Source organism: Microcystis wesenbergii NRERC-220 (assembly GCF_032027425.1).
GTDB lineage: Bacteria > Cyanobacteriota > Cyanobacteriia > Cyanobacteriales > Microcystaceae > Microcystis > Microcystis wesenbergii_A.
This window is the reverse complement of the sequence record NZ_JAVSJA010000001.1, coordinates 1,069,998-1,091,087: the sequence shown is the minus strand read 5'-3', so window position 1 is coordinate 1,091,087 and position 21,090 is coordinate 1,069,998. Positions and strand designations below refer to the sequence as shown.

Below are 21,090 nucleotides of genomic sequence, written 5' to 3'. Positions count from 1 at the left end.
GGGTGTGGGGTGTGGGGTGTGGGGAGAAACAATTCATAACTTGAGAGTTAATCACACTATTAAAAACGGATTTGGTAAGTAGTCGTGCAAAATTAATTTCCTAGTGAAGATAGGCAAGAGGCAAGAGGCAAGAGGCAAGAGGTGGTTAGATATGTGTAATTAATTTTGCTTAGGTACTTATTAACTCTTAATCAGAAAAATATCGCCAAAAATTCCCCTTTTTAACGTAAATAAAAAGGGGAGAAGATATCAGATGGCTTTACAATTCAGTCATCCATTCCGTATGGAAAAACTCACCTCTGGGTTTATCGGTACGTTCATAGGTATGAGCGCCAAAATAATCCCGTTGTGCTTGGGTGAGATTTTGCGGTAAATTAGCCCGACGATAACTATCAAAATAGTCCAAAGAAGAACTAAAAGCCGGGACGGGAATTCCCAACTTATTAGCCAAGACTAACACCTCACGCCAGGCTTCTTGGCGATCGAGGATACTTTGCTTAAATTCCGGTGCTAACAACAAATTCGGCAGCCCCGGATTTTCCGCAAAAGCTTTGCGAATTTTATCCAAGAAACCGGCGCGAATAATACAGCCGCCCTTCCAGATGCGGGCCGATTCCGGCAGACTGATATTATAGTTAAACTCCTGAGAAGCTTTAGCGATTAAGGCCATACCCTGGGCATAGGAACACATTTTCGAGCAGTAAAGAGCATCACGCACCTTATCCACAAATAGTGCCGCATCCCCCGGATAGGTTTCCCCAGGTCCGGGTAACTCTTTTGAGGCTGCCACCCGTTCATCCTTATAAGCGGACATAACGCGAGCATTAACCGCAGCATAAATGGTCGGAATTGGCACCCCCAACTCCAAGGAACTTAACACGGTCCAGCGTCCTGTTCCCTTTTGTCCCGCCGAATCCAAGATTAAATCTACCAAATGATGACCGGTTTCTGGGTCAACATACTTAAAGATATCGGCGGTAATTTCAATTAAATAAGAATTAAGCTCATCGGTGCGGTTCCACTCGGCGAAAGTTTCCTGTAACTGCTGATTGCTTAGTCCTAGACCATTTTTCAGCACATCGTAGGCTTCCGCAATTAACTGCATATCGCCGTACTCGATGCCATTGTGAACCATTTTCACATAATGGCCCGCCCCCCCGGATCCCACATAGGTGACACAGGGACCATCATCGACTTGGGCGGCAATTTTGGTTAAAATCGGCTCTAATTCCCGATAGGCGAACTCTGTACCCCCCGGCATCAGGGAAGGACCGTGCAGAGCGCCTTCTTCGCCACCACTGACTCCCATGCCGACAAAACCGAGTTTAGTGGTCGATTCTAGGTCCCGGGTGCGTCTTTCCGTGTCCTCGTAGAGGGAGTTACCGCCATCGATAATCATATCTCCTTCTTCGAGAAGGGGTTTTAATTGTTCAATCACGGCATCCACCGGCGGGCCAGCTTTTACCATGACCAGGATTTTGCGGGGACGCTCTAAAATTTGGACGAATTCTTCTAAACTATAGGCCGCCTTGACATCTTTGCCGACGGCGCGAGTTTCCATAAATTCTTTAGTTTTGCTGGCGGTGCGATTGTAAACAGCTATAGGAAAACCCCGACTCTCCACATTGAGAGCGAGATTTTCTCCCATGACAGCTAGTCCGATAACACCGAAGGTACGTTTAGTCATAGAAATTCAGTCTCGGCTGATGCGTTCTTCCTCCCCTTTTAGCGCCTACTTTCCCTAAGATAGCTAAACTTTCCCTATTTCTTAAGCCTTGACTAATCAGTGATCAGTGATCAGTAATCAGTAATCAGTGATCAGATTTGGGTTTTCAGTGACCGGCATTGAGTGAGGAGTGTGACAGCGTTTCTCCTCAAGATGAAGTGTAACCTAATTTGGTATCACCCCCTGACGACTGGCTACTGTTGCCCGTTCCCTAAAACCAGAGACTTCCTGCCTCACCATTAAGATAACTGCTATAAATGGCATTAACAGTGCTGTGTTTTCACTGATGACTGAAAAACCCCCAAGCGCAGAAAAGTTAATGCTAATGTTAAATTAAATTAAGAAAATCCTCATTCTTGTTATATGCAGTTAACTTGGCTTGATAGTAATTCTTGGTTAATCGAAATCGGGGGAAAACGCCTGCTTCTCGATCCTTGGTTGGTAGGTTCCCTGACTTTTGGTAATTTAACTTGGCTATTTGAGGGCAAAAAAACCGCTAATCATGCCATTCCCGAACATATCGATCTGATTCTTCTCTCCCAAGGTTTAGAAGATCACGCCCATCCTCCTACTTTACAGGTACTCGATCGCCAAATTCCCGTGGTAGCTTCTCCTAATGCCGAAAAAGTCGTTCGAGCGCTCAATTATACCCATCGCATCCCTTTAACCCACGGTGCTAGTTATATCTTTGACAATGCGATCAAAATTACTGCTGTCCCCGGTTCTCCAGTCGGGCCGACTCTGGTGGAAAATGGTTATGTTATCAAGGAATTAGCGACAAATCAGAGTATCTACTACGAACCCCACGGTTATCATTCTCCTAGCCTCGATTCTCTCGGGAAAATCTCCGTGATTATCACCCCTTTGATTGACTTAAAAATACCTTTCCTCGGACCGGTAATCAAAGGACAAGAAAGCGCCTTAGCAGTCTGTCAACGCTTGCAGCCCCAATATATTATTTCTACGGCTGCCGGTGGTGATATTGAGTTTAAAGGTTTATTGATGGCGGTGTTAAGTGCTGGGGGTAGTCCCGAATCTTTTCAAGAATTATTAACATCCCATGCTTTGCCGACAAAAGTAATTGATCCTCGTCCCTGGCAGCCTTTTACGGTGGAATTAGGCGAGTGCGTCCCTGGTTTGAGCTAATCTCAATTGAGGGAAGAATAGAAAAAAGTTAAAACTTTCTTCCCGATTTTTATCTAAAAAAGTAGAATTTTTGTTATATCTTTGCTGGCTACAGATGACATTAATTATTTGAAAAAACTGGCTCTCTTGAATATTGGATGTAAAATGGGTAAAACCCCACACCCCCCCTGCCCCCCCGATGTCGGGGGGGTTGGGGGGGCTACACCCTGCCCCCAGGAAAAACTTTTTGCCGCAAACCCTAATTAAAAGTGGCTCTTCTCTGCTAAATTGTCTATGAATCAGTTGCCCTTATTTTCTCAGTCAAAATCAGTGCGAGACTTTTATCAACCTGATGCCGAAATAATTCTTTATCAAGGAGATACCAATAATTTTATCAAGACTATACCAGATAATTCTGTGAGCTTGATTATTACTTCTCCTCCCTACAATTTAGGAAAAGACTACGAAAAAAAAATCTCTTTGGATACTTATCTGGAAACCCAAACCAAAAGTCTGGGAGAATTCTCTAGAATCTTGCAAGATAATGGCAGTATTTGCTGGCAGGTGGGAAATTTCGTTCAAGAGGGAGAAGTTTATCCTTTAGATATTTTTTATTATCAGCTATTTAAACAAATGGGTTTCTTTTTAAGAAATAGAATTGTCTGGCATTTTGGCCATGGACTACATACCTCTAAAAGATTTTCTGGCAGGTATGAAACTATTTTGTGGTTGACAAAAACCGATAAATATATCTTTAATCTTGATCCGGTGAGAATCCCCGCTAAATACCCTGGTAAGCGCCATTTTAAAGGTAAAAATATCGGTAAACCCTCTGGTAATCCTTTAGGAAAAAATCCCAGCGATGTTTGGGAGTTTTTAGCACAAGAATGGGATGAGTTACTATGGGATATTCCTAACGTTAAATCTAATCATCCAGAGAAAACTATTCATCCTTGTCAATATCCAATCGAATTAGTAGAAAGATGTGTTTTAGCCTTGACAAATGAGGGGGATTGGGTTTTTGATCCCTTTGCTGGGGTTGGAACTTCTCTGATTGCTAGTATTATGCACAATCGTCGAGTGATGGGGAGTGAAAAAGAAGCAGAATATGTGAAAATTGCCAAGGAAAGAATCGCCGCTTATTGGCAAGGAAATCTCAAAATTCGTCCTTTAGGAAAACCTATTCATCAGCCTACTGGCCAAGAAAAAGTCGCTCAAATTCCCGAAGAATGGCACAATAATATATAGGAAGTCATACTAAATCTCCCCCCCAGGTAGGTGGATTCATGAATCCATCTACTATGAGTTGATGCTAAATCTGGTTATTAAAAACTGATTATTTATTCCCCCTGTTGCCTTTTGCATGAGTAGAAAACTGGTTTCTCCGAGAAACCCGTTTTCTGTGCGTTACTCAACGGATTTAGTATGACTCCTGACTCCTGACTCCTTACCCCACAGTTAACTTTACTTTTGTCCAACTACTTAATGCTTAGTGCCGTCTAACCCATCCTGCAATGATTGATAAATTTTTTTATCACCATTTTTAGAGAAAACTTTGCAGAATTGTGGCGGTTTCTTGTCCCGTTTTTTCCCAACTAAAAAGCTCGGCGCGTTGACGACTGAGGGACTTTAATTTTAGGCGTAATTGTTCATCGGTGGCGATTTGCTGCATTGCCTCTCTCATCTCATCGATACTATAGGGATTAATTAAAATTGCCGCCTCTCCTGTGACTTCCGGGAGAGAGGAAAGATTAGAAGTAATCACAGGAGTTCCACAGGCGATCGCTTCTAGTACAGGTAATCCGAAACCTTCCCAAAGGGAGGGATAAACTAAAGCAGTTGCTTGGTTTAAAAGTTGCGGCAATTCTTCATAGGAAACATAGTTTAAAAATTGCACTCGTTGAGAGATTGATAATGCTTCTACCTGTTGCTGTAGAGTAGGGGTAAAACGGGGGTCAAATTGACCGACAATTAATAATTGATATTCGGGATCGATTTGGGAAAAAGCAGTAATTAAACGAGCGATATTTTTATGAGGATCATAACGACCAAGATAGATAAAATAGGGACGAGTCGCCAGATTTAGAGGACGAAAATTATCAGAATCATATCCAGAAAGAATCACGTTTATTTTGTCAAGAGGTATGTTAAAAAACTTATGAATATCGGAGGCAGTTGCTTGGGAAACAGCGATAATATGTGTGGCTTTTTTCAGGACTTGGGGTAAATAGTATTTATTATAAAAAGTTAGGGGAGAAAATTTCGGAAATCGCAGGGGAATTAAATCATGGACTGTGACAATATAGCGACAATTTTCATAAATAGGTGCTTCGGGAATGGGGGTAAATAGTAGGGAAGACTGCAATTGTTGATAGGTTTGATAGAGTTGGGTTTCTGTCCAAATTAAGCGCCTAATATTGCCTTTGGTTCCCTGCTCTTGGGTGAGGTTTGCCGAGACAGGATAGGTGTTAAAATCTGGGTAACTATTAGAAGTGATTAGGGTAGGATTTAAGTTAGCTAATTGGGGAATTAGATTTTTAGTATAGGTAGTCAATCCAGTATATTTAGTACCGAGAAAAGCGAGATTGATTAATAATTGATTATTCCTATTCATAGATATTAGCTAGTTAAGCAGGTAGGTGTTAAAAGTTGTCAGATACCCCCCTTATCAAGGGGGGATTAAGGGGGGATCCGCACCCCCCTTATCAAGGGGGGATTAAGGGGGTATCCATCTTCAATTTAATTATAACTACTTACTTATTATAAAAGAAAACGATAAGCTTTTATAGTAGCTTGTGCGGTTTTTTGCCAAGAGAATTTTACTGCTTGTTTTTTTCCTTTCGTGATTAATTCTTGACGGAGAGAGGTATCACTAATAACTTGATAGATTGCTGCGGCAATTTCTAGGGGATTATCGGGATTAATTAATATTGCCGAGTCTCCCGTGACTTCGGGTAAGGATGCAGTATTAGCAGTTACGACAGGACAACCTAAAGTCATCGCTTCTAAAACTGGTAATCCAAAACCTTCGTAAAAAGAAGGATAGACAAAAACATCGGCTTTTTGATAATAATCCGCAACTAAGTCATCAGCAAGATAATCAAGATGTTGGATACTATCTCGAAAGGGAGACTGAGATATTTTATCGAAAATTGGTTGATACTTCCATCCTTTTTTGCCAATCAGAATCAGATTATGGTCTAATTTATACCTGTCCTTGAGATAGTTAAAAGCGGTGATAAGATTAATAATATTTTTTCGTGGTTCTAGGGTACTAACAAAGAGTAAATAGGGTTTAGTGATGGTTAGAGATGAGGGAGAATTGGGGAGGGAAGAATAACGACTTGCGAGGGGAGTAACAAAAATTTTCTCTGGGGTTACATCTAAATATTCAATAATATCTCGTTTGGTACTTGCGGAGTTAGCAATAACTAAATCTGTCCATTGTAGAGATTGTTTAATCCGTTGGGTGTAGGTTTTGACAATCCCCGTGACAAACTCAGGATATTTAATAAAAGTAACATCATGAATAGTCATAACTTTGCGACTCTGACGACAAGGATACACCACATGATCCAATCCGTGGAGAATATCGGGAGAATCAAGAAAGTTTTCTAGATAGGGAATTAGAGGATTAGGAAATCTGGTTAAGATATTGCTAAGACTGACGGGAATTGGTAAACATTTAACCTCTGGATAGGATTGCAGTGTTTCGGGGATAGAAAGATTACCCCGCAGCCAGTTTTTTACCGATGGTTGAAAACAGAGGGACAGGGAAAAGTTTTCTTGGTTTTGTAATTTAGCTAATTCGGCAATCAGGTGATAAGCATATAATCCAATTCCACTAGGATTTTGTCTTATCGGTGTACCATCAACTAAAATTTTAAGCATTTGTGGTTAGATGAGATTGACGGGATAGATATTTTTAAAATTACAGATTCAATTGTCAATTTTGCTCGCTTAGGACAAGATTAAAATCGGCAATAAACTCCACCCTAATAGTTAATCTTACCCTATAACGTCCCTAAATAGCAGCCTTTTTGGGCTAGGTTACGGCGAATACTTAATTTATCGGGCAATTTTTTCAATTATTGTCCCCTCACCCATCCTATTACTATGATTGTCAACGGGTACTTATAAGCTATGAATCTCCTTGACGAGAAACGCTGTAATTAGTTATAATTAGGGAAGAATGGCTTCCCCGTACTTGTGGTGAGCGGAGATTTCTCAAAAGTTATCTCAGGGATGGCTTAGTCTCCTACAGAACAACCAACATCGGGTAATGCCGAAAAATCTTGATTAACTAACTAATGTTTTCACTATGTTTAATCGCTTAGTATCTTTTAAATCCCTAGAAGGCCATGAAGGTGAGGTTAAATGTCTAACTTTTTCCCAAGATGGTAAATTTTTGGCTAGTGCTGGAGATGATAGTAATATTCTAATCTGGGAATGGAGAAAAAATCAGAAGTTTTCTTTAACTAAAAAAATTGATCAAGTTTTTGAAGATGATATCAATAAAATGTTTGGAGATCTAGAGGAGGGGATTGGCAATATATTTGGAAATAAGGGTGGAATCGCTATACCTAAAATTAATGATATATTCTCAAAACCTCCTCAAGTAAAGGTTTCGGAGATTGATGATATATTTTCAAGACATAGACATAAAAGAATCAATTCTGTTGCTTTTAGTCCCTGTCAAGGATTTTTGATTAGTGGAGGAGATGATCAAACCGTAAGAATTTGGTCACTAGAAACTAAAAAATTAATCTCTACCTTAACGGGACACCAAGACAAAGTTACAGCAGTAGCTGTTCATCCCGATGGGGAAATTATTGCTAGTGGCAGTGAAGATAAAACGGTGAAAATATGGTCAGTAAAAACTGGAGAAATTCTGTCCACATTACAAGGTCATAGCGATAAAGTCCTAACAGTTAAATTTAGTCAAAATGGTCAACTTTTAGCCAGTGGTGGCGGCGAAAATGACAAAACGGTAATTATTTGGAATCTGGGAGAAAGAAGCAGTATTACCTTAAAAGGTCATTCCGATTGGTTTGGAGGTATTTTATCGGTAGATTTCGGCAGTAATAACAAATTTTTAGCCAGTGGCAGCAAAGACAAAACTATTAAAATCTGGGATATTAAAAGAGGTACAGAGGTAAAAACTCTCAGCGAACATAGTGATCATATCAATTCAGTTAGTGTTAGTCCTAATAATCAACTATTAGCCAGTGGTGGTGATGATAAAAGCTTAAAATTATGGGATTTAAAAGCAGGAAAAGCGATTATTTCTATTCCCCATCCCCAGAAAATCTATTCGGTTTGTTTTAGTCCCGACGGTAATTATATCGCCACGGCCTGCCAAGACAAAATCGTGAGAGTTTATGGCACTTCCGAACTACAATCTTTAGCAAGTTGAACAATCTTTGAGCGGGTGCATCTCATTTTTGTAAATCTACTAAGTTGGGATTTTTAAAGGGAAACTATCTGGCAAAATTTATCGTTACTTCCGATTTTATTGCTCAATCCAAGCTTTTGGGGGGTAGAACCCCCCAAACCCCTAGGGTTGATTCATAGTAGGGTTGATTCATGGTAGGGTTGATTCATAGTAGGGTTGATTCATGGTAGGGTTGATTCATGGTAGGGTTGATTCATGGTAGGGTTGATTCATGAATCAACCCTACCCAAACCCCGGAGCGCATGAGCTTTTCGGTGGGATGCTTACACGCGGCTGCTGATATATTTGTAATAATTTAAGAGTCACTGATAATTGCTGATTGTCGATATTTCTGCAAATGTGATACTAAATCCGGTTATTAAAAACTGATTATTTATTCCCCTTTGCATGAGTGCCTGTCCTGATATGTAGCCTGTACTCAACGGATTTAGTATAATTATCTACTAGAGATCGCTGCCGGTCTGTTCCTCTCGGAAGTAAAGCTGATATAATTGACAGCTAGGCTGGGCTAGATCGCCTTTTAACTGAATTAAACCCATACTTTCCAGTTTATAGGCAGTAATCGGTTCTAATCGCGCTCCCTTATCGGAAGAATTAACCACTTCCCCCATCGCTGTCAATAATTCCGGCTGTTTTTGCAGACTATCCCAGTGATGACGCAGGTGTGCCGCATAAATTCCCCCTTGGGTAGCAGCATTAGGGAGAATATTTTTTTCCCCGCGCACCCGCGCTTCCAGGGCCAAACGGCTAAGATAGGGATGACCAGCGACTAGAGCAATTAAATCGCTAAGAAAACGCTGATTATCTTCATTTTTAGGCAATCCGTAGCTACTAGCCAAGTTTTCCAGTTGTTCGAGGCTAAAACCGGGTAATTTAATCGCACGGCCGACATTAAAGGGAGATTGATTAGCGTCCAATTGAATATAGATTTCCGTGGAATTAGCAATCGCTAACCGCAAATTCTGCCAGATTTCTAAATTATTAGCTTCTTCGTGCCAACAGCGCAACAGCGGCAGAAAATCCCTAGCGATGTCGGGATACTCGAAAATTCTGTCTAAATTATCTAGGGCCAAAAAGAGCGGCCCGTTAATCTGTTCCAAAAGATAGGACTGAAAATAGGTTTGACAACTGATTAAACTGCCAAATAGTTCCTCATCCCAATATTCATCTAATTGCGGCTTTAAACCCAATTCTCGGCTAACATTGGCCGAAAACCAGCGACAAAATCGGTCTAAACTGGCAAACATCGCCTTTTCTGCCACTTGACAATTAATATAAACTGTGCTATGTCCCCAACTATCTGCCTGAGCGAGCAGGTGTTTAAGCAGAGAAGTTTTACCAGTCTTTTCGGGGGATTTAATGCGAATAAGTGACCCTGGACGATTAATTTCTTGATAACAGTCGCTTTCGACGGGAGGGCGGCTAATATAAGTATCTATAACTGATTTTTCTGCTAGTATCGGGGTGGGGTGATTTTTCCATTGAGGATATTTGAGATCTTTGAACCATTCCCGGAGGATTTGGAACTTACCCGGCCCTTTACTACCTAATTCTAGTTCGGGACAGCCATTATCTTTATCTGCCGAGAAATAGCTATAGATTTTAGTCATTTGTTTTTTATAGGTTTCATGGCTGGCAGCCTCGGCCATTTCCCAAATTTCCTCATCCGGTTTACGCCAATTTTCGTAGGCAAAACGAACTAAAAAAATCTCCTTTAATTTGCCTTGAACACCGTATTCTCTAGCTAGATGTTTGAGAAACTCGTCCCATCCCTGTGGTTTCATCCCGTTCTACTTTATTCTACTTATATTCCCTTTTTTTCCATGTTAACCCCTTTTTCCCTCTTGGCAATGGGACTGACATCCGAGCGGAAAAACCCTATGGTAAAAATAGGTCAATTACCTGATGGTGTCTAAGGGAGTAAAACCATGAAAATCTCGTTAACCTTGTTTGTTGTGGTCTCCTTGCTGTTAGGTTCTCTTCCTCACACTTTAGCGGTTAATAGTCAAGATAACCATTTTGACCGTTCCTCTTCGCCGCTAATTTTACAAAACCGTGACTGTAAGGGTGATAAGGACGATGATTGTAATTAGTCCTGATTATCTCGGTTAAGGTTGTTAATCTATATCCCCCACCGATAACAAAATCGTGGTCGGGATTTTTTTTATCCCATCGGCTGCGGGTAGCTTTTATCAAGATAATTTCTAGATTCAAGACCAATTATCTCAAGAACTCGCCTGTAATTCCTCTAAACGTGCTAAAACTTCGGCGCTGTGAATGGCAGGATTTACCCCTAAATAAATCTCTTTTAAAATCCCATCGGGATCGATAAGATAGGTATGACGCAGGGAAACATAACCCATCCAAGAACCATAAGCTTTACTAACATCTCCGGTAGTATCTGCCAACAAGGGAAATTTTAACCCCTCCGAGTCACAAAATTCCGCATGAGAATCGACATCATCGGCACTTACCCCTAAAACTTGCGTATTTTTAGCCCTATATTTCGGCAAATCCTGCTGAAAACGCCGCGCTTCTAGGGTACAGCCGGGGGTAAAATCCTTGGGATAAAAATACAAAACTACCCACTTACCCCGATAGTCCGATAGGGAAATATTCCCTTCTCCCGTGTTAGTCGGTAGGCTAAAATCGGGTGCCGGTTGATTTAAAGGGGGTTGGGAACCACCTAAAGCGTTAGCATCGGGAATAAGGGCAAAAAATGCCAGAATTACTACGCTTAAAAAACTCAACAGTTGACGACGAGACATAATCAGTTATCAGTTATCAGTTATCAGTTATCAGTTATCAGTTATCAGTTATCAGTTTCTTGGTGTGATAAGTTTAACCTAATACGGGAGCGATCGATCTCTGTGTCCTTTGTGTCTCTGTGGTTCGTTCCATTCACTTGTTCCTGTCACACCAGAACAATCAACTGTCACCCTAGCTTAATATTCTTTACATAACTTGACAAGGAAAGGGCGAGGTAAAGGGGGAAAATAGATCGAGCTTGTCTTCATCTGCCTAAAGATCATGTCTATTGTCACCCTTAACCCCCTTCAATCCCATCAAGATTTAGTCATCGATCCAGCCAAAATCACGGGATTACGGGGAAAAATCACCATCCCAGGCGATAAATCCATATCCCATCGTTCCCTGATGTTAGGAGCGATCGCCGAAGGAGAAACCGTTATTCATGGGTTATTATTGGGCGAAGATCCCCGCAGTACCGCTAGTTGTTTTCGTGCCATGGGTGTGGAAATTTCCCAACTCAACAGCGAGAAAGTGATCGTCAAAGGTAGGGGTTTAGGCAATCTTGAGGAACCCTTAGAAATCCTCGACGCGGGCAATTCCGGCACGACGATCCGCTTAATGTTAGGATTATTGGCTGGTCATCAAGACCGTTTTTTTGTCGTCACCGGTGATGCTTCCCTGCGATCGCGTCCCATGTCCAGGGTGGTGAAACCCCTCAAGGAAATGGGGGCGCAAATTTGGGGCAGAAAAGCCAATTCTTTGGCTCCTTTGGCCGTTTCTGGGGAATCTCTGCAACCGATCCACTACTATTCTCCCGTTGCTTCTGCACAGGTGAAATCCTGTCTTCTCCTCGCAGGACTGTTAACCGAGGGGAAAACTACGATCACGGAACCCGCTTTATCTCGCGATCACAGTGAACGGATGCTGCGCGCTTTTGGGGCAAATATTGAGGTGGATGGGGAGACTAATAGCGTCACGGTGACGGGTTATCCCACTTTAACTGGACAAACGGTGATCGTACCGGGGGATATCAGTTCGGCGGCTTTTTGGTTGGTAGCGGGGGCAATCGTGCCTAATTCTGAGTTATTAATCGAAAATGTGGGAATAAACCCGACTAGAACCGGAGTTTTACAGGTTTTACAGGCAATGGGAGCAGATATCACCCTCGAAAATCAACGGGTAGTGACGGGGGAACCGGTGGCGGATCTGCGGGTGAAATCCAGTCCACTACAGGCAACCACGATCGCCGGTGAGATTATACCCCGTCTGATCGATGAAATTCCGATTTTGGCAGTAGCGGCGGTTTTTGCCCAAGGAACGACAATTATCAAGGATGCCGAGGAATTACGGGTGAAGGAAAGCGATCGCCTGACGGTGATGGCCACCCAACTCGATCGCCTAGGGGCAAAAGTAAGGGAATTACCCGATGGTTTAGAGATTACCGGCGGTACAGGCCTATTCGGCACGGAAGTGGACAGTTTTACCGATCATCGCATTGCCATGAGTCTAGCGATCGCTGCCCTCAATTGCCGTCAACCCACCACTATCCATCGCGCTGAAGCGGCCGGCATTTCCTACCCCGATTTTGTTAGCACCTTACAGCAAATTTGTCAAGAGTGAAAATATTAAGTTTTTATGCGAACGGGCGAGGGGTAACTGGTACATTTTCAGTATTTCTGAAAATCAGCAATTATCAGTGACTCTTAAATGATGACAAATGTATCAACAGCTGCGTGTAAGCATCCCACCGAAAAACTAATGCGCGGGGGGTTTGGGGGCGGCACTTCGACACGCTCAGTGACCGCGCCACGCCCCCAACGGGGGGTTTGGGGGGTAGAACCCCCCAAAGGCTTGGATTGAGTGGTAAAATCGGAAGCAATGACCAATTTTAGAAGATAGTTTCCCTTTAAAAATCCCAACTAAGTAGATTTACAAAAATGAGATGCAGCCTTTAAATACGTCTTAGCTTAAATCTTGCCATCGTTTTAAAATTGACAGAGTAGTGGGCTACCTGTGTGATAATCGAGTTCATCGATCGAAATAGCGGAAAATAGAAGCGTCCCTCATTCAAATTTCCCTGAAAAATATCTCCCTATCTACTCCACCCCCGTCTTCTATTCCCCACCGATAATGGAAATCATCGCCCAATTAGAGAAAGTTTCCTATATTTATCCCGAATCCTCCAATCTAGTGCTTAAAAATATCTCTTTAGCAATTCATCGAGGAGAATTTTTAGGTATTATCGGGCCCACAGGTGCGGGAAAAACTACTCTCTGTTTAACTCTTAACGGTATTGTCCCCCAATTTTACGGAGGGCGTTTTTTTGGTTATGCAACAGTAGCCGGTTTAGACACTTTAACCCATCCCGTTAGCACCTTGGCCCGCTATGTGGGGGCAGTATTTGAAGATCCGGAAACGCAACTTTTAGCCACTTCTATAGAAAATGAAATCGCTTTTACCTTAGAAAATTTACGGCTACCGCGAGAGGAAATTAAAGCGCGTATTCCCAAAGTTTTAGCGGCAGTCCGGTTAGAGGGAATGGAAAAAAAATCCCCGGGGGAACTATCGGGAGGACAAAAACAACGATTAGCGATCGCCGCCGCTCTCGCAGTTCAGCCCGCTTTGTTAATTCTCGATGAACCCACCTCCCAACTGGATCCGGTGGGATCCCAAGAAGTTTTCGCCACCATTAAGGAATTAAATCGCCATCTCGGTGTCACCATTGTGATGGTCTCCCACGCGGCCGAGGAAATGGCCGAATATGCCGATCGCCTCGTACTATTAAGGGAAGGTGCGATCGAAGCCATGGGAACCCCAGCAGAGATCTACTCCCAAGTACAACTTTTACAGGAAAATGCCCTGCGTCCCCCGCAAGTGGCCACTACTTTTGCTTTGATCGATCAAAAAATCGGGGCGATAAATTCTATTCCTGTCACCCTAGACCGCAGTTTTGCCCGTTTAAACGAGCTTAAATCCTTTTACCATCATAGAACCCCAACCCCTCCCTTATCGTCGGTTTCTGACCCCTTAAACCCCATACTGAGGGTAAAAAATCTCTGCCATACCTATCCCGATGGTACTACCGCCTTGCGGGATGTGTCCCTCGATATTGCCGAAGGGGAATATCTGCTGATTATCGGTCAAAATGGCGCAGGAAAAAGCACTTTAGTCAAGCATTTTCTCAATCTTCTCTCGGCAACCACCGGTCAAGTTATGATTGATGGACGTTCGATCAATAGCTTTTCTGTCAGTGATTTAGCCCGATCGATCGGTTATGTAGCCCAAAATCCCGATAATCAGATTTTTAACACCACTGTCGAGAAAGAGGTATCATTTGCCCTGACTAATCTCGGTTATTCCCCAGAAATCGTCATCCAACGCACGGAAGCAAGTCTAGAAGCCATGGGATTGCTAGAATATCGCTCCTATCATCCTCTCTCCTTACCGAAAGGCGATCGAGCGCGGGTAGTGATTGCGGCAATTTTAGCCATGGAACCGCGCATAGTTGTTTTCGATGAACCCACCACCGGCCAAGATTACCAAGGAGCTAAGGCAATTTTAGAGGTGAGTCGTCAATTACACCAGATGGGCAAAACGGTGATTGTTATCACCCATCACCTCTATTTAATGCCAGAATACGCCGAAAGAGTAATTATTATGGGTCAAGGAACCATCCTTTTAGATGCCCCAATCCGGCAAGCTTATCATCAAACCGATCTCTTAGCCAAAACCTATCTAACTCCACCCCAAGCAGTTTTATTAGCACAAAAATTAGGACAACTTTCCGGTTATCCTAATTCTCTTTTAACTCCCCAGGAAATTGCCGATTGTTTTCAGAGGATTTAGCCTTGAGGCTATCTAGGGTTTGCGGCAAAAAGTTTTTCCTGGTGGCAGGGTGTGGGGTGTGGGGTGTGGGGTGTGGGGTTTTACCCATTTTCAGGTGGTCAATTATACTAAATCCAGTTATTAAAAACTGATTATTTATGACCCCTTTTGCCTCTTGCATGAGCAGAAAACGGGTTTCTCGGAGAAACCCGTTTTCTGTGCGTTACTCAACGGATTTAGTATTACCTAATTTTCAGGGAAAAAGTACCTGAATTTTCCCCCCAATCACTCCAATGGTCGGCACTTTTTGAGGGAAAAAAAGTCTAAAAACCTTATCCAACAAGGTTTTTAGATTTATTCAGCAAACCCTATTTAACTGTTTCTAAAATCAACTTCGATCGCTTAACATTATCAGGTACAGGAATCGGATAATCGCCATTAAAACAGGCAGTACAGAAGGTTTTCGGATCTTCTTTTGTTGCTGTTAACATTCCATCGTGACTGAGATAAGCTAAACTATCCACCCCGATTTGTGCCTGAATTTCCGCCACCGATTTAGTTGCCGCAATTAATTGCTCTTGGTTATCCGTATCAATGCCATAAAAACAAGGATGAGTCACCGGAGGAGAAGATATTCTCATGTGAACTTCTCTTGCTCCAGCATCGCGTAAAGCTTTAACTAATTTCCGGCTAGTGGTTCCCCGCACGATCGAATCATCAACAATAATAACTCTTTTTCCCTGTAAAACATCCTTTAAAGGATTCAATTTCATCTTAATCCCCGACTCTCTCATGTGTTGGGTTGGTTGAATAAAAGTCCGTCCCACATAACGATTTTTAATCAATCCTTCCGCGTAGGGAATATCAGAAATGCGCGAAAATCCGATCGCAGCCGGAATACCCGAATCGGGAACTCCCATCACCATATCTGCTTCTACCGGCGACTCTTTGGCTAATTGTTCCCCCAAACGTACCCGATAAGTATATAAAGATTCCTCGTGAACAATGCTATCGGGACGAGCAAAATAAATCATCTCGAAAACGCATAATTTTTTCTCCGGTTTCATGGCCCAATCCACCGAAGATAAGCCATCTTCACTAATCCAAACTAATTCCCCCGGCTGCACATCCCGCAGATAATCGGCCCCAATAATATCTAATCCGCAGGTTTCCGAAGCTAAAACATAACGAGGGGGATTGCCTTCTTCTTGCAAAACCCCAATTACTAAGGGTCTGACACCATTGGGATCCCGCGCCCCGATAATTCCCGTCGGTGTGCCGATAACAAGGCTGTAAGCCCCGCTACAATAACTAAAGGCATCGATCGCCGCTTGTATCCAATCCTTGCCACTATCCACTTCCTGACCGATAGCGACGGCGATCATTTCCGAGTCGGTGGTGGTGACGAGATCACAACCGCGCTGTTCTAATACATTTCTTAACTCAAAAGTATTGACTAAATTGCCGTTATGTGCTAGGGAAAGTTTACCCAAACGGGTTTCGATCACAGCAGGTTGGGCATTGGCGCGACGGCTAGAACCGGTGGTAGAGTAACGAGTATGACCGACGGCGTGAGTACCCGGCAAGGTTTTAAGGACAGTTTCGTTAAAAACTTGGGAAACTAAGCCCATTTCCTTGTAACAATGCACCGTTTCCCCGTCGTAGGTGGCAATACCTGCCGATTCCTGTCCTCGGTGTTGCAGGGCATAGAGTCCGAAATAGGTCAGTTTTGCTACTTCTTCCTCGGGGGCATAGAGTCCAAAAACTCCACAGGCTTCTTCAGGCTTATCGACGCGGTTCAGGGATAGGGATGAGTCGGGATGGCTAGACATGGGAGGGTTGGGGCTGCAGAATACTTTGGTAACAAAATCTTAACCGATCTTAATCTTCTTTTAACGATTTATTGATCAGCTATCAGCCTTTATTTACCGATATAATCGGCCATCTTATCTAGCTGACGGCCTCAAGATTACAGCCTTCTTTCGATCGCTTTTGACCAAACTTGCTGTATAGTTTCTAGACTAACATCGATCGCTGGTTGTTTATCCCGGTCAAAAATCCGAAGATTATCGCTTTTTTCGCTAACTTTGCCGGTTATTTGCCAATAGTCTCCTAATTGTGTCTTTAGGTATTCTTCCCAATCTTGCCGATTTTCGGAGGAAACGGAGACAATAATGCAACTAGCTAACTCCCCGAATAACACCGCATCAAAACGGCCCTGATGCTGCCAAGAAAGGTCAATTTCCGCCCCTAACTGCCCACTAATACAGCATTCTGCCAGAGCAGTGACTAAACCTCCCTCCGCGCAATCGTGGGCAGATTTCACCCAACCGGCGCGAATTCCCCGACGACAGGCCGCTTGTACCTTTCTTTCTAATTCAAAATCAATTACCGGCGGTTTTCCCGTCACCAAACCGTGAATAACGGCTAAATATTCCGATGCGCCGATAGTTGGCAAAGAGAAACCCAAAATATAGATTAAATCCCCCGCTTTTTGCCAACCTTGGCCGCAAATTTGCCCGATATCCGGCACTAATCCCACCATCCCAATCACGGGAGTCGGATAAATAGACTGGGGGCTGCCAGCTGCATCAACGGTTTCGTTGTACAAAGAGACATTACCCCCAGTTACTGGTGTATTCATTTCCCGACAAGCTTCGGCAATACCCTGACAAGCAGTGGCTAATTGCCAATAACCGATTGAATTCTCTGGACTTCCGAAATTGAGATTATCCGTGACAGCAATGGGGTCAGCACCAACACAGCTAAGGTTTCTGGCCGCTTCCGCCACGGCCAACTTAGCTCCGTTATAGGGATCAAGATAAACGTATCGCGGATTACAATCTGTAGTCGCCGCTACACCTCGCCGAGAATTTGCGGGATTAGCACCCAGAGGACGCACGCGAATCACGGCCGCATCGGCCCCCCCGGGGAGAATAACGGTGTTATTCTGGACTTGATGATCATATTGACGATAAACCCAGCGTTTTGAGGCAATCGAGGGACTATCCAGCAGTTTTAATAAAATCTCGTTATAGGATTCGGGAATAGGAATAGTGGCATCTTGCCATAATTGAGCTTTTTGGGCGTATTCTGGCGGTTCTGTTAGTAATTCCCGATGATAGATAGGAGTATTATCCGCCAGGGCCGTGGCAGGAATTTCGGCGGCAATTTCCCCTTTAAATAATATACGGACGATCGGTTCTGCAATTACCTGGCCAGCGACCACAGCCTGAAGTCCCCAACGATGGAAAATCTCGATTAATTCGCCTTCTCGTCCCGATGCTGCCACAAATAACATTCTTTCTTGGGATTCCGATAGCAGATATTCGTAGGGGACCATCCCAGTTTCCCGGACGGGGATTTTATCGAGGTCTAATTCAATTCCCACCCCTCCCTTGGCTGCCATCTCGGAAGTAGAACAGGTGATCCCAGCGGCCCCCATATCCTGGGCCGCCACCACCGCGCCGGTCTTAAATGCCTCTAAACAAGCTTCTATCAGGGATTTTTCCAGAAAAGGGTCGCCCACTTGCACCGCGGGCCGGTCATCCATAGATTTATCGGTTAATTCGGCACTGGCAAAACTCGCCCCTCCCATACCGTCGCGGCCGGTGGTAGAACCAACGTATAAAACCGGATTTCCCAGTCCTTTTGCCCCAGATTTAACGATTTCCTCGGTTTCCATTAGCCCTAAAGCCATGGCATTAACGAGGGGATTGCCATTGTAGGCATTATCGAAGTATATCTCACCGCCCACCGTGGGAACGCCGACACTATTGCCATAATGACTTATTCCTTCCACGACTCCGGCAAAAATGCGACGATTGCGGGCATCTTGCAAGTTACCAAAACGGAGGGAGTTGAGGATAGCAATGGGCCGGGCCCCCATGGTAAAAATATCCCGCAGGATGCCTCCGACTCCGGTAGCGGCACCTTGGAAGGGTTCCACCGCAGAAGGATGATTATGGGACTCGATTTTGAAGGCTAATCGCAATCCATCGCCTAAATCCACTACTCCGGCATTTTCCCCCGGTCCGACGAGAATTTTTTCGCCGGTGGTGGGGAATTGTTTGAGCAGCGGCCGGGAGTTTTTATAACAGCAGTGTTCCGACCACATCACGCCAAACATTCCTAATTCGGCTTTGTTGGGGTGTCTTCCCAGTCTTTTGACTATTTCTTCGTATTCTTCGGGTTTGATGCCTTCTGAGGCAATTTCTGCGGCAGTGAAGGGGGTAGTCATGGGACAATGCGATCGAGGGACAAGATTTATTGTATAACGTCTGATGAGATCGAGTTACACTGCTTAGTAAAGGACAAAAAAGTTAAAAGGGTTTGCGCTAGTAAAGTTAAGCTAAAGACATAGTTTTATGATCAGTTGGAACGAAACTATGGCAGTAGAAACAGCTTTATCAATGAAAGCCTTATATGATCAGGATTTTGTTCTCTGGGCTTCAAAAACCGCCGAACTTTTAAAGCTAAAAAAGTTTGATGAGGTGGACTGGGAAAATCTGATCGAGGAAGTGGAGTGCATGGGGAAAAGTGACAGACGGGCTGTAGAGAGTTTATTAACCCAGCTGATCGAACACCTGTTTAAGTTAGCTTATCACAAATCGGAACGGGAGCGAGAACGCAACGTCTGTCACTGGGTAGGAGAAATCGCCAGTTTCCGAACTCAACTAGGAGAGTGGCTAGAAACTACTACTCTCAGCAACCACGCGCGGGATTATTTTCAAAAAGCCTACTCGAACGCTCGAAAAACCTCAATACAAGCGAAAACCGTCACTGGCGACGCGATTCCTGTGGAGCCTCCTTTCTCCCTCGAACAGGTATTAGATGGGGAGTGGTTCCCGATTGATATCGATCATTACTTCGACATATAAGGACAAAAAAGTTAAAGATGAATATTAAAGTTATTCTTTGGCAAGAAGATGATTTATGGTGTGCCACCCTTCCAGCTTTCCCCGGTTGTCATACTTGAGGAAAAAGTATAGGAGAAAATCTATCCAACCCCCATCATACCCTATTTAATCTTGGTTCCGATGGTGTTGGGTAACAGTCGTCATCCCAATTGCTCAAAAACAGGAGCTTCCTGAAGAATACAATAAAAAACTTTTGCTAAACTAGAGGCCTCTTTTTGAGTTTAATTGCGTGAAAACTGACAGTATTTTTTATCAACTCTTACAAAGATTTCCCGCTTGTTTCTTTGATTTGTTGAACCTTCCTCCTGAAACCGCCAATTCTTATCAATTCTCCTCGGTGGAAGTTAAACAATTGTCCTTTCGTCTCGATGGAGTCTTTTTGCCTGATACACCCAATCAGCCTATTTATTTCCTAGAAGTACAATTTCAGAAAGATAATAGGTTTTATTCCCGTTAGATTAGACAAGAATTACCTAAGCTCAAACAACAGCAAGAACTTTTAGAATTGATAGAGACAATCTTGGTTTATAAGTTACCCCAAGTCAGTAGAAAGGAGATAGAAGCGATGTTTAGTTTAAGCGATTTAAAACAAACTAAAGTGTATCAGGAAGCTTTAGAGGAAGGTAGAGAGGAAGGTAGAGAGGAAGGTAGAGAGGAAGGTAGAGAGGAAGGCCGACAAGAAGGCGAATTAGCGGCAAAATTAGCCTCTATTCCTCGTTTATTGGCCTTAGGATTAAACTTTGAACAGATAGCACAAGCTTTAGAATTAGAGATCGAACAGGTTAGACAAGCAAATCAAAGGGAATAGGAAAAGTTCAATGCGATCGCAATAAGGTTAGATAGCGTATCATGCTAAACGACTTTTGTACTATAGCAGAGAGACTAGCTGTGTCATCATTAGACATCTCCGAAAACGTAGGGACAATTCATGAATTGTACTCCGAAAACGTAGGGACAATTCATGAATTGTACTCCGAAAACGTAGGGACAATTCATGAATTTTACTCCGAAAACGTAGGGACAATTCATGAATTTTACTCCGAAAACGTAGGACTAATTTATGAATTTTACTCCGAAAACGTAGGGACAATTCATGAATTTTACTCCGAAAACGTAGGGACAATTCATGAATTTTACTCCGAAAACGTAGGACTAATTCATGAATTTTACTCCGAAAACGTAGGGACAATTCATGAATTTTACTCCGAAAACGTAGGGACAATTCATGAATTGTCCCTACCAAGGGTTTCAGGTTACGCATATTTAATTTTCGGAAATATCTATTCTCT

At 43.2% G+C, this 21,090-nt stretch carries 16 protein-coding genes and 1 pseudogene; 7 read left to right on the top strand and 10 right to left on the bottom strand.

Annotated features, from left to right (window positions below; all coding sequences use genetic code 11):
- Positions 1–259: 259 nt before the first annotated feature.
- The gene (gene gnd, locus RAM70_RS05370; protein WP_045361801.1) at positions 260–1,687 is read right to left on the bottom strand and encodes a decarboxylating NADP(+)-dependent phosphogluconate dehydrogenase; all 1,428 of its coding nucleotides are present in this window, start codon (positions 1,685–1,687) and stop codon (positions 260–262) included.
- Between the two features lie 402 nt (positions 1,688–2,089).
- Between gnd and RAM70_RS05365 the strand changes: the two genes are divergently transcribed.
- Positions 2,090–2,872, top strand: coding sequence for an MBL fold metallo-hydrolase (locus RAM70_RS05365; protein ID WP_312672647.1), 783 nt, complete (start codon positions 2,090–2,092; stop codon positions 2,870–2,872).
- Positions 2,873–3,145: 273 nt separating this feature from the next.
- On the top strand, positions 3,146–4,099 hold the full coding sequence (locus tag RAM70_RS05360) for a DNA-methyltransferase (protein WP_312672646.1): 954 nt from the start codon (positions 3,146–3,148) through the stop codon (positions 4,097–4,099).
- Between the two features lie 295 nt (positions 4,100–4,394).
- Here RAM70_RS05360 and RAM70_RS05355 read toward each other — a convergent pair whose 3' ends face one another.
- Positions 4,395–5,465, bottom strand: a complete 1,071-nt coding sequence (locus tag RAM70_RS05355; RefSeq protein WP_312672645.1) for a glycosyltransferase family 4 protein — start codon at positions 5,463–5,465, stop codon at positions 4,395–4,397.
- 146 nt (positions 5,466–5,611) lie between these two features.
- Complete coding sequence (locus tag RAM70_RS05350) at positions 5,612–6,742, bottom strand: glycosyltransferase family 4 protein (RefSeq protein WP_312672644.1); 1,131 nt, start codon at positions 6,740–6,742, stop codon at positions 5,612–5,614.
- A gap of 430 nt (positions 6,743–7,172) precedes the next feature.
- Here RAM70_RS05350 and RAM70_RS05345 point away from each other — a divergent pair, with 430 nt between their 5' ends.
- Positions 7,173–8,267, top strand: coding sequence for a WD40 repeat domain-containing protein (locus tag RAM70_RS05345; protein WP_312672643.1), 1,095 nt, complete (start codon positions 7,173–7,175; stop codon positions 8,265–8,267).
- A 482-nt stretch (positions 8,268–8,749) separates the two neighbouring features.
- Here RAM70_RS05345 and RAM70_RS05340 read toward each other — a convergent pair whose 3' ends face one another.
- The 3 genes from RAM70_RS05340 to RAM70_RS05330 all read right to left on the bottom strand — a co-directional run bounded on the left by RAM70_RS05340 (position 8,750) and on the right by RAM70_RS05330 (position 11,074).
- Entirely contained in the window at positions 8,750–10,090 is a 1,341-nt protein-coding gene (locus RAM70_RS05340; RefSeq protein WP_312672642.1) for an AAA-like domain-containing protein, read from the bottom strand.
- Between the two features lie 214 nt (positions 10,091–10,304).
- Positions 10,305–10,520, bottom strand: a complete 216-nt coding sequence (locus tag RAM70_RS05335) for a hypothetical protein (protein WP_288000406.1) — start codon at positions 10,518–10,520, stop codon at positions 10,305–10,307.
- An 11-nt stretch (positions 10,521–10,531) separates the two neighbouring features.
- Positions 10,532–11,074, bottom strand: a complete 543-nt coding sequence (locus RAM70_RS05330) for a peroxiredoxin (RefSeq protein ID WP_190380848.1) — start codon at positions 11,072–11,074, stop codon at positions 10,532–10,534.
- A gap of 262 nt (positions 11,075–11,336) precedes the next feature.
- Between RAM70_RS05330 and aroA the strand changes: the two genes are divergently transcribed.
- Positions 11,337–12,677, top strand: a complete 1,341-nt coding sequence (gene aroA, locus RAM70_RS05325) for a 3-phosphoshikimate 1-carboxyvinyltransferase (protein ID WP_190380847.1) — start codon at positions 11,337–11,339, stop codon at positions 12,675–12,677.
- A gap of 83 nt (positions 12,678–12,760) precedes the next feature.
- On the opposite strand, the gene RAM70_RS05320 is transcribed toward aroA, so the two are convergent.
- Positions 12,761–12,976, bottom strand: a complete 216-nt coding sequence (locus tag RAM70_RS05320; protein WP_312672641.1) for a hypothetical protein — start codon at positions 12,974–12,976, stop codon at positions 12,761–12,763.
- A gap of 211 nt (positions 12,977–13,187) precedes the next feature.
- Here RAM70_RS05320 and RAM70_RS05315 point away from each other — a divergent pair, with 211 nt between their 5' ends.
- A complete protein-coding gene (locus tag RAM70_RS05315) occupies positions 13,188–14,903 on the top strand; it encodes an ABC transporter ATP-binding protein (protein ID WP_312672640.1) in 1,716 nt (571 codons plus the stop codon).
- 347 nt (positions 14,904–15,250) lie between these two features.
- On the opposite strand, the gene purF is transcribed toward RAM70_RS05315, so the two are convergent.
- Both purF and purL read right to left on the bottom strand, forming a co-directional pair.
- The gene (gene purF, locus RAM70_RS05310; RefSeq protein ID WP_312672639.1) at positions 15,251–16,714 is read right to left on the bottom strand and encodes an amidophosphoribosyltransferase; all 1,464 of its coding nucleotides are present in this window, start codon (positions 16,712–16,714) and stop codon (positions 15,251–15,253) included.
- A gap of 137 nt (positions 16,715–16,851) precedes the next feature.
- Positions 16,852–19,122: a phosphoribosylformylglycinamidine synthase subunit PurL gene (purL, locus tag RAM70_RS05305; RefSeq protein ID WP_312672638.1), complete on the bottom strand. Its 2,271-nt coding sequence runs from the start codon at positions 19,120–19,122 to the stop codon at positions 16,852–16,854.
- A 127-nt stretch (positions 19,123–19,249) separates the two neighbouring features.
- Between purL and RAM70_RS05300 the strand changes: the two genes are divergently transcribed.
- Positions 19,250–19,762 (top strand): DUF29 domain-containing protein, encoded by a 513-nt coding sequence (locus tag RAM70_RS05300; protein ID WP_242017409.1) that lies wholly within the window; start codon positions 19,250–19,252, stop codon positions 19,760–19,762.
- Positions 19,763–20,030: 268 nt separating this feature from the next.
- Positions 20,031–20,609, top strand: a pseudogene (locus RAM70_RS05295) (DUF2887 domain-containing protein).
- A 60-nt stretch (positions 20,610–20,669) separates the two neighbouring features.
- Here the strand turns inward: RAM70_RS05295 and RAM70_RS05290 are convergent.
- Positions 20,670–21,062 (bottom strand): hypothetical protein, encoded by a 393-nt coding sequence (locus RAM70_RS05290; protein WP_312672632.1) that lies wholly within the window; start codon positions 21,060–21,062, stop codon positions 20,670–20,672.
- Positions 21,063–21,090 lie beyond the last annotated feature (28 nt).

What these genes read in the sequence shown, in the direction of transcription:
- RAM70_RS05330 (WP_190380848.1), bottom strand. Translation starts at nt 11,074, where the DNA reads ATGTCTCGTCGTCAACTGTTGAGTTTTTTAAGCGTAGTAATTCTGGCA.
- RAM70_RS05315 (WP_312672640.1), top strand. Translation starts at nt 13,188, where the DNA reads ATGGAAATCATCGCCCAATTAGAGAAAGTTTCCTATATTTATCCCGAA.
- purF (WP_312672639.1), bottom strand. Translation starts at nt 16,714, where the DNA reads ATGTCTAGCCATCCCGACTCATCCCTATCCCTGAACCGCGTCGATAAG.
- RAM70_RS05290 (WP_312672632.1), bottom strand. Translation starts at nt 21,062, where the DNA reads ATGCGTAACCTGAAACCCTTGGTAGGGACAATTCATGAATTGTCCCTA.
- RAM70_RS05365 (WP_312672647.1), top strand. Translation starts at nt 2,090, where the DNA reads ATGCAGTTAACTTGGCTTGATAGTAATTCTTGGTTAATCGAAATCGGG.
- purL (WP_312672638.1), bottom strand. Translation starts at nt 19,122, where the DNA reads ATGACTACCCCCTTCACTGCCGCAGAAATTGCCTCAGAAGGCATCAAA.
- gnd (WP_045361801.1), bottom strand. Translation starts at nt 1,687, where the DNA reads ATGACTAAACGTACCTTCGGTGTTATCGGACTAGCTGTCATGGGAGAA.
- RAM70_RS05300 (WP_242017409.1), top strand. Translation starts at nt 19,250, where the DNA reads ATGATCAGTTGGAACGAAACTATGGCAGTAGAAACAGCTTTATCAATG.
- RAM70_RS05360 (WP_312672646.1), top strand. Translation starts at nt 3,146, where the DNA reads ATGAATCAGTTGCCCTTATTTTCTCAGTCAAAATCAGTGCGAGACTTT.
- RAM70_RS05355 (WP_312672645.1), bottom strand. Translation starts at nt 5,465, where the DNA reads ATGAATAGGAATAATCAATTATTAATCAATCTCGCTTTTCTCGGTACT.
- RAM70_RS05350 (WP_312672644.1), bottom strand. Translation starts at nt 6,742, where the DNA reads ATGCTTAAAATTTTAGTTGATGGTACACCGATAAGACAAAATCCTAGT.
- RAM70_RS05340 (WP_312672642.1), bottom strand. Translation starts at nt 10,090, where the DNA reads ATGAAACCACAGGGATGGGACGAGTTTCTCAAACATCTAGCTAGAGAA.
- RAM70_RS05345 (WP_312672643.1), top strand. Translation starts at nt 7,173, where the DNA reads ATGTTTAATCGCTTAGTATCTTTTAAATCCCTAGAAGGCCATGAAGGT.
- aroA (WP_190380847.1), top strand. Translation starts at nt 11,337, where the DNA reads ATGTCTATTGTCACCCTTAACCCCCTTCAATCCCATCAAGATTTAGTC.